The 14,478-nt window shown below is 61.4% G+C and carries 14 protein-coding genes and 1 pseudogene; 9 read left to right on the forward strand and 6 right to left on the reverse strand.

The features are described from left to right. Positions 1 to 489 (reverse strand): LacI family DNA-binding transcriptional regulator (locus tag B3605_RS17140; protein WP_296435195.1); only part of this gene is annotated, 489 nt, incomplete at its 3' end. A 317-nt stretch (positions 490 to 806) separates the two neighbouring features. On the opposite strand from B3605_RS17140, the gene B3605_RS17145 reads away from it, so the two are divergent. The 6 genes from B3605_RS17145 to B3605_RS17170 all read left to right on the forward strand — a co-directional run bounded on the left by B3605_RS17145 (position 807) and on the right by B3605_RS17170 (position 6,992). Further along, positions 807 to 2,072 carry an ABC transporter substrate-binding protein gene (locus B3605_RS17145; protein ID WP_112944348.1) on the forward strand — a complete coding sequence of 422 codons (1,266 nt, stop codon included), beginning with the start codon at positions 807 to 809 and terminating at the stop codon, positions 2,070 to 2,072. Between the two features lie 84 nt (positions 2,073 to 2,156). After that, the gene (locus tag B3605_RS17150) at positions 2,157 to 3,143 is read left to right on the forward strand and encodes a carbohydrate ABC transporter permease (RefSeq protein WP_112944349.1); all 987 of its coding nucleotides are present in this window, start codon (positions 2,157 to 2,159) and stop codon (positions 3,141 to 3,143) included. Further along, the gene (locus B3605_RS17155) at positions 3,143 to 3,973 is read left to right on the forward strand and encodes a carbohydrate ABC transporter permease (RefSeq protein WP_018897486.1); all 831 of its coding nucleotides are present in this window, start codon (positions 3,143 to 3,145) and stop codon (positions 3,971 to 3,973) included. The genes B3605_RS17150 and B3605_RS17155 overlap by 1 nt, the downstream gene beginning before the upstream one ends. Before the next feature lie 12 nt (positions 3,974 to 3,985). After that, a complete protein-coding gene (locus tag B3605_RS17160) occupies positions 3,986 to 5,014 on the forward strand; it encodes an ABC transporter ATP-binding protein (protein ID WP_112944350.1) in 1,029 nt (342 codons plus the stop codon). A gap of 74 nt (positions 5,015 to 5,088) precedes the next feature. Continuing rightward, positions 5,089 to 5,874 (forward strand): ThuA domain-containing protein, encoded by a 786-nt coding sequence (locus tag B3605_RS17165; RefSeq protein WP_112822199.1) that lies wholly within the window; start codon positions 5,089 to 5,091, stop codon positions 5,872 to 5,874. An 11-nt stretch (positions 5,875 to 5,885) separates the two neighbouring features. Continuing rightward, positions 5,886 to 6,992: a Gfo/Idh/MocA family protein gene (locus tag B3605_RS17170; protein WP_296435202.1), complete on the forward strand. Its 1,107-nt coding sequence runs from the start codon at positions 5,886 to 5,888 to the stop codon at positions 6,990 to 6,992. An 87-nt stretch (positions 6,993 to 7,079) separates the two neighbouring features. Here B3605_RS17170 and B3605_RS17175 read toward each other — a convergent pair whose 3' ends face one another. After that, positions 7,080 to 8,324 carry an MFS transporter gene (locus B3605_RS17175; protein ID WP_112944351.1) on the reverse strand — a complete coding sequence of 415 codons (1,245 nt, stop codon included), beginning with the start codon at positions 8,322 to 8,324 and terminating at the stop codon, positions 7,080 to 7,082. Between the two features lie 105 nt (positions 8,325 to 8,429). Here B3605_RS17175 and B3605_RS17180 point away from each other — a divergent pair, with 105 nt between their 5' ends. Beyond that, on the forward strand, positions 8,430 to 8,873 hold the full coding sequence (locus B3605_RS17180) for a winged helix-turn-helix transcriptional regulator (RefSeq protein WP_112944352.1): 444 nt from the start codon (positions 8,430 to 8,432) through the stop codon (positions 8,871 to 8,873). 4 nt (positions 8,874 to 8,877) lie between these two features. Here the strand turns inward: B3605_RS17180 and B3605_RS17185 are convergent, their stop codons facing one another. Then, positions 8,878 to 9,894 carry a DUF1214 domain-containing protein gene (locus tag B3605_RS17185; protein ID WP_210297232.1) on the reverse strand — a complete coding sequence of 339 codons (1,017 nt, stop codon included), beginning with the start codon at positions 9,892 to 9,894 and terminating at the stop codon, positions 8,878 to 8,880. A gap of 247 nt (positions 9,895 to 10,141) precedes the next feature. On the opposite strand from B3605_RS17185, the gene B3605_RS17190 reads away from it, so the two are divergent. Continuing rightward, positions 10,142 to 10,951 carry a class I SAM-dependent methyltransferase gene (locus B3605_RS17190; protein ID WP_296435204.1) on the forward strand — a complete coding sequence of 270 codons (810 nt, stop codon included), beginning with the start codon at positions 10,142 to 10,144 and terminating at the stop codon, positions 10,949 to 10,951. Between the two features lie 73 nt (positions 10,952 to 11,024). On the opposite strand, the gene B3605_RS17195 is transcribed toward B3605_RS17190, so the two are convergent. Both B3605_RS17195 and B3605_RS17200 read right to left on the reverse strand, forming a co-directional pair. Beyond that, positions 11,025 to 11,285, reverse strand: a complete 261-nt coding sequence (locus tag B3605_RS17195; protein WP_018897481.1) for a hypothetical protein — start codon at positions 11,283 to 11,285, stop codon at positions 11,025 to 11,027. Positions 11,286 to 11,427: 142 nt separating this feature from the next. Next, positions 11,428 to 12,336 carry a DUF1003 domain-containing protein gene (locus B3605_RS17200; RefSeq protein ID WP_112944355.1) on the reverse strand — a complete coding sequence of 303 codons (909 nt, stop codon included), beginning with the start codon at positions 12,334 to 12,336 and terminating at the stop codon, positions 11,428 to 11,430. 217 nt (positions 12,337 to 12,553) lie between these two features. Between B3605_RS17200 and B3605_RS17205 the strand changes: the two genes are divergently transcribed. Further along, positions 12,554 to 14,275 (forward strand): sensor domain-containing diguanylate cyclase, encoded by a 1,722-nt coding sequence (locus B3605_RS17205; protein ID WP_296435206.1) that lies wholly within the window; start codon positions 12,554 to 12,556, stop codon positions 14,273 to 14,275. A 14-nt stretch (positions 14,276 to 14,289) separates the two neighbouring features. Here B3605_RS17205 and B3605_RS17210 read toward each other — a convergent pair. Beyond that, positions 14,290 to 14,478: pseudogene (locus B3605_RS17210) on the reverse strand (hypothetical protein); the annotation flags it as partial.

Consider the following 14,478-nt stretch of genomic DNA (forward strand, 5'->3'; position numbering starts at 1 on the left):
ACCCTCGTTGTCGATGTCGAGCCACGCATGCGGCACGTCGATATCCGAGCGGCCGTGGACCAGAAATGGCATGCCGAGCTTGTGCAGCAGCGCGATACGCTCGTCGTTCGGCCGCGGCGAATGCACGATGATCGCATCGACCCGCTGGCTTTCCACCAGGCGCCGATAGAGCTGCATCTCGTCGTTATGATCGGGATCGGCCATGGGAATGACGAGAATGTCGGTGTCCTCGGTCAACAGCCTCTCGGCCATCCCCGCCATGAATTCGGCGAAGTGAAACTCGCCTGCCCGCCCCATCACCACGCCGATCGCGCCTGCCCGTCCGGTCTTCAACCTGACGGCATTGACGTTCGGCCGGTAGCCGAGCCGAACGGCCTCCTCCGCCACGCGCGCGCGGGTCACTTCGCTCACTTCGGGATAGCCGCTCAGCGCGCGGCTGACGGTCGTCGGCGACAATCCGAGCTGTTTTGCGAACTCTCTAAGCTTCATGCACCGACACGTCTTTCATCGCCCGCTATTGGACCCCTCACACACCCTATAAGCCAATCCGTCGATATTTGGCACAAAAACCGCACATCAGCCAAACCGATTTCAATGTTCAATCGCAATCGACACACAGCAGCCAACGTTCTCCACATCCGCGCGGCGTCACACTCCGTTGTTTTCACAGAGAAAATCGCCGCTCCCGGCAAGTCAAAGCCGCGACCAAACTACCCGCTTGACTTGATATCGCGCTTCTGACAATTTTTTCCAACCAAATCGTTTTCAAATTTGAGGGCGCAATGGTTCTTTTTGGGAGGAAGATCATGAAGTTTCGTTTCACGACGGCCGTTATCGCGGCCGCGCTCATCGGCGTGGCCATGCCGTCCTACGCCGCCAACATCAGCATCTCTGCAAGCTCCACCGGTAAAAACCTCGACCTGTTCCGCAAGCAGCTCGACGCCTTCGAAAAGGCGACCGGCAACAAGGTCAGCATCGTCACCATGCCGTCCTCGTCGACCGAGCAGTTCTCGCAGTACCGACTGTGGCTCGCCGCCGGCAACAAGGACGTCGACGTCTACCAGACCGACGTGATCTGGGCGCCGCAGCTGGCCGACCAGTTCCTCGATCTGAAGGATGCCGCCAAGGACGTCGCGGGCGATTTCTTCCCCTCGATCATCCAGTCGCAGACCGTCAACGGCCGCCTCGTCGCCATGCCGCTCTACACCGACGCACCCGCCCTCTTCTACCGCAAGGACCTGCTCGACAAATACGGCAAGCAGCCGCCGAAGACCTGGGACGAGATGGCGGCGACCGCCAAGGAAATCCAGGACAAGGAACGCGAAGCCGGCCAGAAGGATCTCTGGGGCTACGTCTTCCAGGGCAACGCCTATGAAGGCCTGACCTGCAACGCGCTGGAGTGGATCAAGTCCTCCGGCGGCGGCCAGATCATCGAAACCGACGGCACCATCTCGATCAACAACGAGAAGGCCGCCGCCGCCATCGAGCGCGCCAAGGGCTGGGTCGGCACCATCTCGCCGGGCGGCGTGCTCGCCTACCAGGAAGAAGAATCGCGCGGCGTCTGGCAGACCGGCAACGCCGTCTTCATGCGCAACTGGCCTTACGCCTATGCGCTCGGCAACGGCCCTGACAGCGCCGTGAAGGGCAAGTTCGACGTCACCACGCTGCCGGCGGCAGCCGATGGCGACAAGCCGTCCTCGACGCTCGGCGGCTGGAACCTCGCCGTCTCGAAATATTCGCAGAACCCCGAGGTCGCGATCGAACTCGTCAAGTTCCTGACCTCCAAGGAAAGCCAGAAGCAGCGCGCCATTGAGCTCTCCAACCTGCCGACGCTGTCCGCCCTCTACGACGACAAGGACATCGCAGCAGCAGCCCCGTTCATGCCGAACTGGAAGCCGATCTTCGAAAACGCCGTGCCGCGCCCATCGGCCTCGGCCAAGGTCAAGTACAACGAGGTCTCCGCCAAGTTCTGGACCGCCGTCCACAACACGCTGTCGGGCAATGGCACGGCCGCTGAAAACCTCGAGCTTCTCGAAGCCGACCTGACGTCGCTCAAGGGCGACAACTGGTAATCCATCGACGCGCCGGCGGCGGGCTATCCGCTGCCGGCGCTCCGAAGGACGCCACCGTCAATCGTCTCAGGAAGCGGGTATCCCATGAGTGAAGTTGCAGTTTCTGAAGGCCTGAAAGCGCAGACGCGCGTCAGGGCCACCTCGTCGGACCTGAAGGCCGACCGCGTTCGTTCCGCCTGGATGTTCCTGGCGCCGACGCTGTTCATCCTCGTCGTCGTCGCCGGCTGGCCGCTGTTTCGCACCATCTATTTCAGCTTCACCAACGCCTCGCTCACCAGTCTCGGCGACGCCAAGTTCGTCGGCTTCGACAATTACCTCACCTGGATCACGCTGAAGAGCGGCCGCACGGTCTACAAGGGCCTGCTCGCCGATCCCGCCTGGTGGAACGCGGTGTGGAACACGATGAAATTCACCGTGCTTTCCGTGCTGATCGAAACCGCGCTCGGCCTCATCGTGGCGCTTGTGCTGAACGCCCAGTTCGTCGGCCGCGGCATCGTGCGCGCCGCCATCCTCATCCCCTGGGCGATCCCGACGATCGTCTCGGCCAAGATGTGGGCCTGGATGCTCAACGACCAGTTCGGCATCCTGAACGACCTCTTCATGGCGCTCGGCCTGATCAGCCAGAAGATCGCCTGGACCGCCAATCCCGATACCGCGATGATCGCCGTCCTGATCGTCGACGTCTGGAAGACCACGCCCTTCATGGCGCTCCTCATCCTCGCCGGCCTGCAGATGGTGCCCGGCGATATCTACGAGGCCGCCAAGATCGACGGCATCAATCCGGTCAAGGTCTTCTGGCGCCTGACGCTGCCGCTGATCCGTCCCGCGATCATGGTGGCGGTCATCTTCCGCATGCTCGACGCCATGCGCATCTTCGACCTGATCTACGTGCTGACGCCGAACAACGCGCAGACCAAGACCATGTCGGTCATGGCGAGAGAAAACCTCTTCGACTTCGACAAGTTCGCCTATGGCGCCACCGCCTCGACCGTCCTCTTCCTGCTCATTGCCACCGTCACCGTGCTTTACATGTGGCTCGGCCGCGTCAACCTCGGCGGGAGTGAACGCTGATGCTTCTCACAGCCACCAAGAACACCCTCTTTTATCTCCTCGTCGGCGTGATCGTCATCATCGCGGTCTTCCCCTTCTACTACGCGATCCTGACCAGCTTCAAATCCGGCACGGCGCTGTTCGCAATCGAATACTGGCCGACCTCGATCTCGTTTGCGAACTACGCCAACGTGCTGACGACAGGCAGCTTCATCCACAGCCTCGGCAATTCGCTGCTGGTCGCCGTCTGCGTCGTCGCCGCCTCGTTGCTGCTCGCCGTCACCGCATCCTATGCGCTGGCCCGCGTGCATTTCCGCGGCCGCGCGCTGCTGATGCTGACGATCCTGTCGGTCTCGATGTTCCCGCAGATCGCCGTTCTCGCCGGCCTGTTCGAGCTGATCCGCTGGATCGGCATCTTCAACACGCCGTTCGCGCTGATCTTCTCCTACATGATCTTCACCCTGCCCTTCACAGTCTGGGTTCTGACCACCTTCATGCGCGATCTGCCCATCGAAATCGAGGAAGCGGCGATCGTCGACGGCGCCTCTCCCTGGGTCATCATTACGCAGGTTTTCATGCCGCTGATGTGGCCGGCTTTGGTCACGACGGGACTGCTCGCCTTCATTACGGCCTGGAACGAATTCCTTTTCGCCCTAACCTTTACGTCTTCGGACGCGCAGCGAACCGTGCCGGTCGCAATCGCCCTTCTATCGGGCGGGAGCCAGTTCGAGATTCCGTGGGGCAACATCATGGCGGCATCCGTCATCGTCACGGTCCCTGTCGTTGTCCTGGTGCTCATTTTCCAGCGCCGGATCATTTCCGGCCTCACCGCCGGCGGCGTCAAAGGTTGAAGAAAGCACGATATGGCACAGATTAGACTCGACAATATCAGAAAGAGCTTCGGCGCTCTCGAAGTCATCAAGGGCGTCACCATGGATATCCGCAAGGGTGAATTCATGGTCTTCGTCGGCCCGTCCGGCTGCGGCAAGTCCACGCTTCTGCGATTGATCTCCGGCCTGGAGGACATCTCGGAGGGCACGCTCTCCTTCGATGGCCAGGCGGTGAACCAGCTCTCGCCTTCCAAGCGCGGCATCGCCATGGTCTTCCAGTCCTACGCGCTCTATCCGCACATGACCGTCTTCGACAACATGGCCTTCGGCATGAAACTCTCCGGCCGCACGAAGGAGGAGTGCAAGGCGCGCGTCGAGCAGGCAGCCGGCATGCTGCAGCTCTCGCCCTATCTGGAACGCCTGCCCCGCCAGCTCTCCGGCGGCCAGCGCCAGCGTGTCGCGATCGGCCGCGCCATCGTCCGCGATCCCAAGGTCTTCCTCTTCGACGAGCCGCTGTCGAACCTGGACGCGGCACTGCGCGTCGCGACACGCCTGGAGATCGCCAAGCTTCACCGCAGCATGCACGACACGACGATGATCTACGTCACCCACGACCAGGTCGAGGCAATGACACTCGCCGACCGCATCTGCGTGCTGCGCGATGGCGTCGTTGAGCAGATCGGCACGCCGCTGGAGCTCTACGAAACCCCGAATTCCATCTTCGTCGCCGGCTTCATCGGCTCGCCGAAGATGAACTTCCTGACCGGCGAACACGCAAGCCCCTACGACGCCCACACCATCGGCGTGCGCGCCGAACACATCGAGATCACCAACCGCGAGCCCGCCTGGAAGGGCACGGTGATCCACTCCGAAATCCTCGGTTCCGACAGCTTCATCTATCTCGACATCGGCACGCAGGAACCGCTGGTCGTTCGCGAAACCGGCGTTTCGCGCCACCAGCCCGGCGACAATCTCGGCGTTTCGCCCGTCGCTGGTTCCATCCACCGTTTCGATCCATCCGGACGCGCGCTCGAAAGGATCCCCCTGAAGGGCGCCGCCTGAAACCAACCCAAACAACCGGATCCCAGCCGCTTCCCAACGGTTTCGATCCACCACGCGCATGAAGGAGCATGACTTTGGCTATTCGCACCATCGTATGGGGTGAAAACATCCATGAAAACACCAACGAGATCGTCCGCGGCATCTATCCCGATGGCATGCACACGACGATCGCCAACGCGCTGAACACCGATCCAGCAATCAGCGCCACCACCGCCACGCTGCAGGAGCCGGAACACGGCCTCACGGAAGCACGCCTTGCCGAAACCGACGTCTTGACCTGGTGGGGCCACAAGGACCACGGCGCCGTCTCCGACGTCGTCGTCGAGCGCGTCGCCAAGCGCGTCTGGGAAGGCATGGGCCTGCTCGTCCTGCATTCCGGCCACTTCTCGAAGATCTTCAAGCGCCTGATGGGCACGCCCTGCGCGCTGAAGTGGCGCGAGGCCGGCGAGCGCGAGCGCCTGTGGACCATCAACCAGCGCCACCCGATCGCGGCCGGCATCGGCGAGAACTTCGTGCTCGAGAATGAAGAGATGTACGGCGAGCAGTTCTCTGTTCCCGAGCCGCTCGAGACCGTCTTCATCTCCTGGTTCCAAGGCGGCGAAGTCTTCCGTTCGGGGCTGACTTGGCGCCGCGGCGCCGGCAACATCTTCTACTTCCGGCCGGGCCACGAGACCTATCCGACCTACCACGACGCCAACGTCCAGAAGGTGCTGATCAACGGCGTCAAATGGGCCTATAATCCTGAGGGCGACCTGAAGAGCATCACCGATGCCCCGAATGTGCCGGTCGAAAAGGCGCTGGAGCCGATCACCGAACGCGGCCCGAGACTGCACCAGGCCGGCGAAGCCGGTTACCGCTGAGGAGAACAGCAATGCGTCTACTCGTTCTTGGCACGGGCGTCATGGCCAAAAACCAGGTCGCCAATTTTCTCGCCATCGATGGCGTCGAGGTTGTCGGCGCCGTCGATACGGATCTGGCACGGCTGACCGAATTCGCCGATCACTTCCACATCGAAAAGCGCTTCCGCACGCTGGAAGAGGCAATCGAGTGGGGAGAATTCGACAGCGCCACCAACGTCACGCCTGACCGCATCCACTACGCGACCAGCCTGGCGCTGATCGCCGCCGGCAAGCATGTCTTCTGCGAGAAGCCGCTGGCCGAACATTACGACCACGCGCTGGAAATGACCGAAGCGGCCGTAGCCGCCGGCGTCATCAACATGGTCAACCTCACCTATCGCAACGTCGCGCCCCTGCAGCGCGCCCGCGAGATGGTGCTGGCCGGCGAACTCGGCACCATCAGGCACGTCGAGGCCTCCTACCTCCAGAGCTGGCTCGTTTCCCGCGCCTGGGGCGACTGGCGCACGGAATCGCGCTGGCTGTGGCGTCTATCAACCGGCCACGGCTCCAACGGCGTGCTCGGCGACGTCGGCATCCACATCCTCGACTTCGCGGCCTATGGTGCGGCGACCGATATCGACCACGTCTTCGCCCGCCTGAAGACCTTCAACAAGGCGCCGGGCGGCCAGATCGGCGAATATCTCTTGGATGCCAACGACAGCTTCACCATGTCGGTGGATTTCACCAACGGCGCGCTCGGCGTCATCCACGCCACACGCTGGGCGACCGGCCACCTCAACGAGTTGAAGCTGCGCATCTACGGCGAAAAGGGCAGCCTCGAGGTCACCCATCGCCCCGATGGCTCGGATCTCCGCGGTTGCTTCGGCGACGACATCGAAAGCGCCACCTGGCGCGACATCGAGGTCCCCCCGGTGCTGACCAATTACCAGCGCTTCGCCGAAGCCGTGCGCACCGGCAAGCAGGACGACCCCACCTTCCGCCACGCCGCGAACCTGCAGAAGGTCATCGACCTCGCGATCGTTTCCGAACGCGAACGCCGCGAGCTCAACCTCCTGGCAGCGCAAGAGCAGGACAGCGCCCCCGACAAGCGCATCCCGCCGCTGACGGTGGTGGTGTAAGGGTAGATTGAGGATGCAGGGCCCGCGAAAGCGGGCCTTGTTGCTTGGGTGGTTCGCATGCGGAAGGATCGGTTACGTCCGAAACGGTCATCCGCGAGTGCACTCAGCCACGCGGTTCGTCCGACCTGCGCTCGTTGAAAAGCAGCTGGCGATCCACACCAAGAGCGCAATGGCACTGAAAGCCCCTCCCAAGGCGCAAATCCCCGGCCAGCCGTACCACGCGTAGATTGCGGTGGCGGTGATCGCACCGACAGCGCTGCCCACCGAGTAGAAGACCATGTAGCCGCCAATCAGGCGACCGCTCTTTTGCGGATGCAGGCTCACGACGACGCTGAGGTTGCTCACGTGGACAGCCTGGACCGCCAGGTCGAGCAGGAACACGCCCATCAACAACAGCGAAATGGAGCTCGGCAGGAAAGCGATCAGCGCCCAGGATGCCAGCAAAAGCGACAGAGAAATCCCGGTCGTCCATCGACCGTAGCCTCTATCGGCAAGTCTTCCGGCGCATGTCGCTCCAATCGCGCCCGCCAATCCGACCAATCCAAAAAGACCTATCAAGGTATGGGAATAGGAAAATGGCGGAGCGCTGAGCGGAAGCACCAACGCTGTCCAGAATGTGCTGAAGGATGCGAAGATCAGGAGCGCGAGTACGCCACGAAACAGCAGGGCCGGCTCACGCACAAACGTGTGCGGAACCGAAAGGAGAGCGTCGAGATACGTATCCGGATGCCGTTCCACCTCTTGCCGTGGCAGCGCCTTCACGAGGACAGCGACCATCGCGACCGTGAGCAGCGCGGAAGTCAGATAGACCGTCCGCCATCCGCCATAGTCGGCAATCGTGCCGGCAACGGATCGCGCGGCGAGAATGCCCGTGACGACGCCGCTGGTGACCGTGCCGACCACGCTGCCACGTTGAGCCGGCGTCGCCAACGCTGCGGCGTGTGCAACGAGCGTCTGGACGAGAACCGCCAACAATCCGACCGCCCCCATACCGGCGAGCAGTGTCGTTCTCGCTCCAGCCGTCGCGACGACGACAAGAGCGATAGCCGAAAGCAATCCCTGGACGATGATGAGCTTTCGGCGATCGATGAGGTCGCCGATCGGCACGACAAAGATCAATCCCAACCCGTATCCGACCTGCGTCAGAGTGACGACAAGACCGATACTGGAAGGCGAAATGCCGAGGTCGTTCGCCATGAGATCAAGCAGGGGTTGGGCGTAATAGATATTGGCCACGCTGATGCCTGCTGCAGCCGCGACCAACAGCGTCTGCGCTCTCGACAGCCCTCGGGCCACGCCCCTATTCGCGGCATACGCGGTATTTTCGCTCATCGGCAACTCCTCGTGATCTCAACTCGGCCGGACGTTGAAACCACTTGGCTCACGTCAAATCTAGTTCTAAGATAGAACCAGATTGGAAATCGGAGGTCCGTACCTATGGTGAAACGGGTTAGCCTGTGGAATGCCGGTTGCCCTGTTGCGCGCTCTCTTGATGCAATTGGCGACTGGTGGTCGCTTCTGATCATTCGCGACGCATTCGATGGCAAGCGTCGTTTTGGCGAGTTCCAGAGCGGACTCGGCATAAGCAAGGGGGTATTGTCGACCCGATTGCGCGACCTTACGAAGCGAGGAATTTTCGAAACCGTGCCGGCCTCGGATGGTACTGCGTACCGCGAATACATCCTCACGGAAAAAGGGCGCGGTCTGTTCCCGGTTATCGTTGCACTGCGGCAATGGGGTGAAGATCACCTGTTCGCCGACGGGGAGGCTCGTTCATCGCTGGTGGACAGAGAAGGACATGCGCCAGTCGCTCGGCTTGAGGTTCGATCCGCCGATGGTCGCTCCCTTCACTGGAGCGACACTGAGGTGGTGGGGTCGTAGCCGCTCACTGCGGCTGCGGTTGAGGAAACGTCCAGCTTCCATCCAGCACTTGTGGCTGAGGCCGATAGAGCCGGACCGTGTAGTTCCACCCGGCTTCAACGGGCAGGCAATTGGCAGTTTTGCCGTCGCAGCCACCAAACTGAATCGTGATCCCCCCGTCTTTGTCCTTGGCGGCGGTCAGATTGTTGACCGAATAAGCCTTCTGCGGATTGGGAGCGAAGAAGCCTTCGCTGTTGTAGCGGCTGACCGACCAGAAGCCATCGACGGGAACATTTGCGGGAACGTGCAGCATATAGATCGTTGTCCCATCATTCTTTTCCGGCGTGACCGCGATGTAGGTAGCTTCGCTATCCGGATTGCCGCCCCATCCCGCTGCAGTGCCGATCAGGTGATTGACGGGATCAACCTCATTCTTGCTACCGAACGCCCGGTTGAAGCTGTCCATCGTGGCGTTCAGGGCCAAGAGCGCGCTGCGCACCTTGTCCTGACTGGCCTTATCCCATGTAGGCAGCTCAAGCTTGCCCGGACCGCCCGGTTGATCCACCTTGATGGCGTCCTGGAGCTTGTGAACCTCTTCGGCATCCCCTTCCTTGCCCGGGTCGATCAGCGTGCGAACTGCCGCAAAGACGTACCGTGTGCCGGTGGCGTCCTTGGTGAGCGTATGACTTCCAGCGCCATGAAACACGCCAGTCACATAGTGATCCTGATTCACCGTCATCAACGACATGAAGCGATTGCCCGCATCAGGCATGGTGATCGTCACAGGACCGGCATCAAGATCGAAGACGCCACTGGAATACAAGGTATCGCGGTTGCCGCGCACGACCGTCTGGTGCTCCACGTCGAAGGGTTCGCGACGATGGAAAATCTTGCCGATGCCGGCTTCCTTGGCAGAAACCGCAAAATACATATCGCTTTCCGCCCGAACGAAGTTGTCGGGGGTCACCCTTGTCCCGCCATCGGCCAGTGCTGAGCTGGCCACAAGACAAAGGCTTGCAAACAACATCTTCGAAATTGTCATCATTCAAACCTCCGTCGAGCGTCGCCGTCTGGCGACAGGCATCACCGCGTTATGCTACGACCGAATGATGTCATGGAGGCAAAACCCTCGTAAGTACGCAACGGTAAGCACGCCCGTAAATGACCGTAATCGATGCAAAACGGCCGACCTCTGACGGACACATGCCGGCCCGAAGCCGAAGTACCGGCCATAGCCAAAGCCATGCCCTGAACTATTTTGTGCCCATCCCAGACGCGGAGGATCAAACGTGGCGATCTACGATGAGAAAACCGACGACGAAAAGGCGCGCTGGTATTCCACCGGCGCAAGGTTCTATGTCGAAGGCCGCCCGCGCTACCCGGCGCCCCTGACAACAGCGGCGGCAGCCGTTGCAGAATGGCAACCGCAGAGCCGCATCCTCGAAATCGGCAGCGGCCCCGGCACCGCCACCCAGGACTTCGCCACCTTGGGAGGCCGATTTACCTGCATCGAACCGAACGCCGACTTCGTCGCCATTGCCCGCGACGTTCTGGCTCCTTTCCCGGATATCACCTTTCAGACGAGCGTGCTGGAGCAGGCCGATCTCGCGGGACCGTTCGATATCATTCTCGCGGCATCCGCGTTTCACTGGATCGATCAGAAACGCGGTGTCCAGCGGATCGAGGAATTGCTCGCGCCGAACGGATTTGTCGTACTGCTGTGGAACAAGGAACCCCAACCGGTGGCGCAACAGGCCACAGCCGTGGACGAGGCATTCCAGCGCTGCGGCTATCCTCAGCCTATCGAGAGGCAATTCCGCGACGAGATCGCCCAGGTGTTTTGGGGACTTTCCGAACCGCTACAGAAGGCAGCTTTTACCGAGAGGCTCTTCTGCCATGTCGAGATAGCTGACGACTACAGCATCGAGCGCTTCGTCGCCCTCCATCGCAGCCTCTCGCCCTTTCTGGCGTTGCCGCCGAAAAAGCAGACTGTTGTAGCCGAGGAGCTGATAAATAACCTCAGTACCCTGGTCGGCCCTGCGATCAGGACAACCCGCATATCCGCAGCCCATATCTTCCAGCGATCGGAACGACGCTAGACAAACGTGCCCTATAACCGGTCAAGCCTAAACGGCCGGCGACCAGTAGCGGTCGTGCTTGTATCAGCCAGCGTCAGCCGCCGACGGCATCGCTCACGCATTTCTTGGTGTAGGCGGTCTTCGCGGCGCCAGCGAGCGCCTTGCCGTTCTTGTCCTTGGCGGACATGTCGCAAGCGGCGGCTGCATCCTTCTGGCACTTGTTCATCGACGACGTCAGCGCAGCACCTGCCAGCGGCTTGCCGTTCTTGTCGACTGCCTTGGAGGCGCATGTATCGGCGGCATGCGCCGTCGCGGCCGACAGGATCAAGGCTGCTGCAATGAGAACCGTTTTCATCGTCTATTCCTCCCACAATTTGCCGTTATCGGCATCAAAAACGCTACCTGATGTTGAACCGTCAGGAGCAGCTATCTAGCGGAATCTTATAGACTCTTCTCAGTCATTTGTACAATGACAACGCCGCCGGCAACACTCCGCGCTAGCCGTCCGTCTCGTCCGTCTTCGGCGCGGCGCTGAAGAGGTTTTTCAAGGCACTGGTCTTGGTCTTCTGCGCCTTGCTGAGCTTCAGCGCGCGGTTGGCGGCCTTGGCCTGTTCCAGCATCATCTCGATCTGGATCTGCTGGATTTCGGTCAGCCGCTCCCACTGCCGGTTCAGAAGATGATCCACCTTTTCGTGCAGGTGGCGGATTTCCAGTTCGGCCTTGAGGTTGACCTTGTAGTCGTTGAGCGCGCGCAGGCGATCCTTCGATTCCTGGCGGCGCTGGCTCATCATGATGATCGGCGCCTGCAGGGCCGCGATGGTCGAGAGGATGAGGTTGAGCAGGATGAATGGATAGGCATCGAAGGCCTGCCGCTCGCCCATCAGCAGATTGATGCCCATCCAGACGGCGAGGAACAGGCAGAAGGAGATGATGAAGGTCCAGCTGCCGCCGAAGGTGGCGACGACATCGGCCACGCGGTCGCCGATCGAGCGGTGCTCCTCGTAATCCTCTTCGATGTTTTCGGCCAGCGTATCGTGGCTGCGAAGGCTCTCAACGACCTCGTCCTCGAGGTTGGAGAGCTCGCCGCGTTCGTCGCGCAACAATTCGGCGATGTACTGGCCGCGATAATCGTCCACCACCTTGCGATTGATATAATCGTCCGAGTGCAGCCCCGGATGCTTCTGCCGCATGAACTCGGCCAGCGCAGGCCGCAGATCATCGAAGTGGATGGCGTCTTTCTTCTTGAGCGCAGCGCCGGTGATCGCATCGACGAGGCGCACGGACTTCGCCTTGGCGCGCTCCAGACTGTCGCTGTAGTCCTTCATCTCGACGGTGGCGGCCTCTCCGTGCCCGGCATCGAAATCCACGATCCCGCCCGCGAACTCAAGCGACTTCTCTTCTGCCATCCGACGATCCTCTGTGCCGATTCCTGCGCTCTAAACATCAAATCGAACAGGATTGTGACATTGCTTGGCGATCCGGGCGAGGCCATTTGTTGGCTAAGGTGAATGGCCGACTGGGCTCCCTGCCTGACAACGTAAGCGCCTGCTAAACCAACCCAACGGCAGACTTTCGCCCGTCCCGATTAACGGCATCAAAAGCTTTCCGCCCTAGGCTAAAGTCATGACTGCGAGTGGATTTCGAAATAGCCTTTCGGCGGCCCTTCTGTTCCTGGTGATGCTGCTGCAATTCAGCGCCGCATCGGCTGCCCCGGCGGATTCCTTCGAGACACGCAGTTCCTGCTGGGCCTCCGCCAACCTGTCGGAAGACGTGGTCGCGATCGCCAGGAACCAGGATCGATGGTCCTGCGGCGATCAAGCGCACTCCATCGATGCCGACCGCGTGCTTCTTCGCTTCGATATCAACGCCGACGTCACCCTTCCCCACTATCTGCTCTCCAGGCGAGCGGCACTTCAGGCGGTGCATCTGCTTGCCATTGATCGCGATGGCACGCTCCGCCAGGACACCATCCCCGCCGCAGCCCTCCAAAGCTCCATGGCCGGCGGCTACTTCAAGGCGCCCCTGCCGGACGTGACCAGCGAAACGCGGCAGGTGATCGCCGTGATCGACCTCCCAAGCCATCGGATGACGCTGGAGCGTGCCTATCTCGCACCGACGGACGCAGCCGGCGGCATCGGCGACATGCGCTTGATGCTTGTGCTGGCAGGCCTTGCCGGCATGCTCGTCATGCCCCTGATCTTCAATGCAGCCTTCTACCGGGCGCTGCGCGAACCCTTCGTTCTCTGGCACTCGGCGCTCACATTCTCGCTGCTGATGACCATCATGGTAACGTCTGGCCTTGCGGTCATGCTCTTCGATCCGCCGGCCATGACCCTGAGCTGGATGACGACGGTGATCTTCGGAATGACCATCGCGTCGGGAGCGATGTTCACCCACAGCTTCGTCGAGCCCGGCCTGATGCATCCGCTTCTGCGCCGCGTGCTCCCCTATTGCGCGGCATGGGCGATAGCGCTGAGCGTCTTGCACGCCGCCTTCCCCTTCGTCGCCCGCCCAATCCAGTCGAGCGCCTATACCGCCGCCTTCGCGCCGGTGCTTGCGATCTTCATCCTGTCGATGATCGATGCGCTGCGTCGCGGAAGTCGTGCCGCACGGTTTCAGGCTATCGGCTACGCGCCGATGGTCGTGGTCGGCCTGATCCGTCTGGTGACTGGTATCGTTCCCTGGCTGCACAGCACCGACGCTACCCTGCTCTTCTATATCGGCTGCATGTGCGAGGTCGTGTTCACGACGCTTGGCGTGGCCGAGCGCTTCGTCACCATGAAGCGCGAGCGCGACGGCGCCCGCAACGAAGCCGAGCTGCTCGAACGCCTGTCCGAAACGGACCCGCTGACGGGATTGCTGAACCGGCGTGCGATCGAGCTGCAATTCGAGCAGCTGCGAACCGAAGGCTTCGCGGCCCTTGCTGTTATCGACATCGATCATTTCAAGGCGATCAACGATATCAACGGCCACAGCGTTGGTGACGAGGTGCTGAAGGCCGTGGCCAGTGCGCTCCAGCCGGCGCCGAGCGTTCGCGCCTACCGCCTCGGCGGCGAGGAGTTCGTGCTTCTCCTGCGCGGCGACGACGCCGACACCCTGGCAGAACTGCGCCGCCAGGCCATTCCCGCCATCGTCTCCCGCACGGTGCCCGGCCTCAAACGGCCGGTGACGGCAAGCATGGGCCTTACGGATATCGTCGGCGACGAGGATTTCGCGACCCTTTATGAACGGGCCGACAAGCTGCTCTACGAAGCCAAGAGCGCCGGCCGCAATCGAACCCGTGGCGTGATCAACAGGACGCCGGCGCTGATATCATGTCCCGAAGACAGGGCGAAGATCGCCTAAGGCGGACCAAAATATCAGGTCACAAACGGCATGATGTCCACGCCGTCTCCGGGAAAGACGGTGATATGGGGATGATCGAGGAAAAGCCGTGCTGCGGCCTCGGCATTCTCCGCCTCGACGATAAGATAACCGCAAAGCGCATTGGAAGCCTCCGCAATCCCGTCCTTGCTAACCCGCATTGTCTTCCCCACCATGCCGCCGCG

Source organism: Rhizobium sp. UBA1881 (assembly GCF_002338015.1).
Classification (GTDB): Bacteria; Pseudomonadota; Alphaproteobacteria; order Rhizobiales; family Rhizobiaceae; genus Rhizobium.

Excerpts from the sequence above, each read along its gene's own strand:
- B3605_RS17145 (WP_112944348.1), top strand. The coding sequence starts at position 807 with ATGAAGTTTCGTTTCACGACGGCCGTTATCGCGGCCGCGCTCATCGGC.
- B3605_RS17150 (WP_112944349.1), top strand. The coding sequence starts at position 2,157 with ATGAGTGAAGTTGCAGTTTCTGAAGGCCTGAAAGCGCAGACGCGCGTC.
- B3605_RS17155 (WP_018897486.1), top strand. The coding sequence starts at position 3,143 with ATGCTTCTCACAGCCACCAAGAACACCCTCTTTTATCTCCTCGTCGGC.
- B3605_RS17160 (WP_112944350.1), top strand. The coding sequence starts at position 3,986 with ATGGCACAGATTAGACTCGACAATATCAGAAAGAGCTTCGGCGCTCTC.
- B3605_RS17170 (WP_296435202.1), top strand. The coding sequence starts at position 5,886 with ATGCGTCTACTCGTTCTTGGCACGGGCGTCATGGCCAAAAACCAGGTC.
- B3605_RS17175 (WP_112944351.1), bottom strand. The coding sequence starts at position 8,324 with ATGAGCGAAAATACCGCGTATGCCGCGAATAGGGGCGTGGCCCGAGGG.
- B3605_RS17180 (WP_112944352.1), top strand. The coding sequence starts at position 8,430 with ATGGTGAAACGGGTTAGCCTGTGGAATGCCGGTTGCCCTGTTGCGCGC.
- B3605_RS17185 (WP_210297232.1), bottom strand. The coding sequence starts at position 9,894 with ATGACAATTTCGAAGATGTTGTTTGCAAGCCTTTGTCTTGTGGCCAGC.
- B3605_RS17195 (WP_018897481.1), bottom strand. The coding sequence starts at position 11,285 with ATGAAAACGGTTCTCATTGCAGCAGCCTTGATCCTGTCGGCCGCGACG.
- B3605_RS17200 (WP_112944355.1), bottom strand. The coding sequence starts at position 12,336 with ATGGCAGAAGAGAAGTCGCTTGAGTTCGCGGGCGGGATCGTGGATTTC.
- B3605_RS17205 (WP_296435206.1), top strand. The coding sequence starts at position 12,554 with ATGACTGCGAGTGGATTTCGAAATAGCCTTTCGGCGGCCCTTCTGTTC.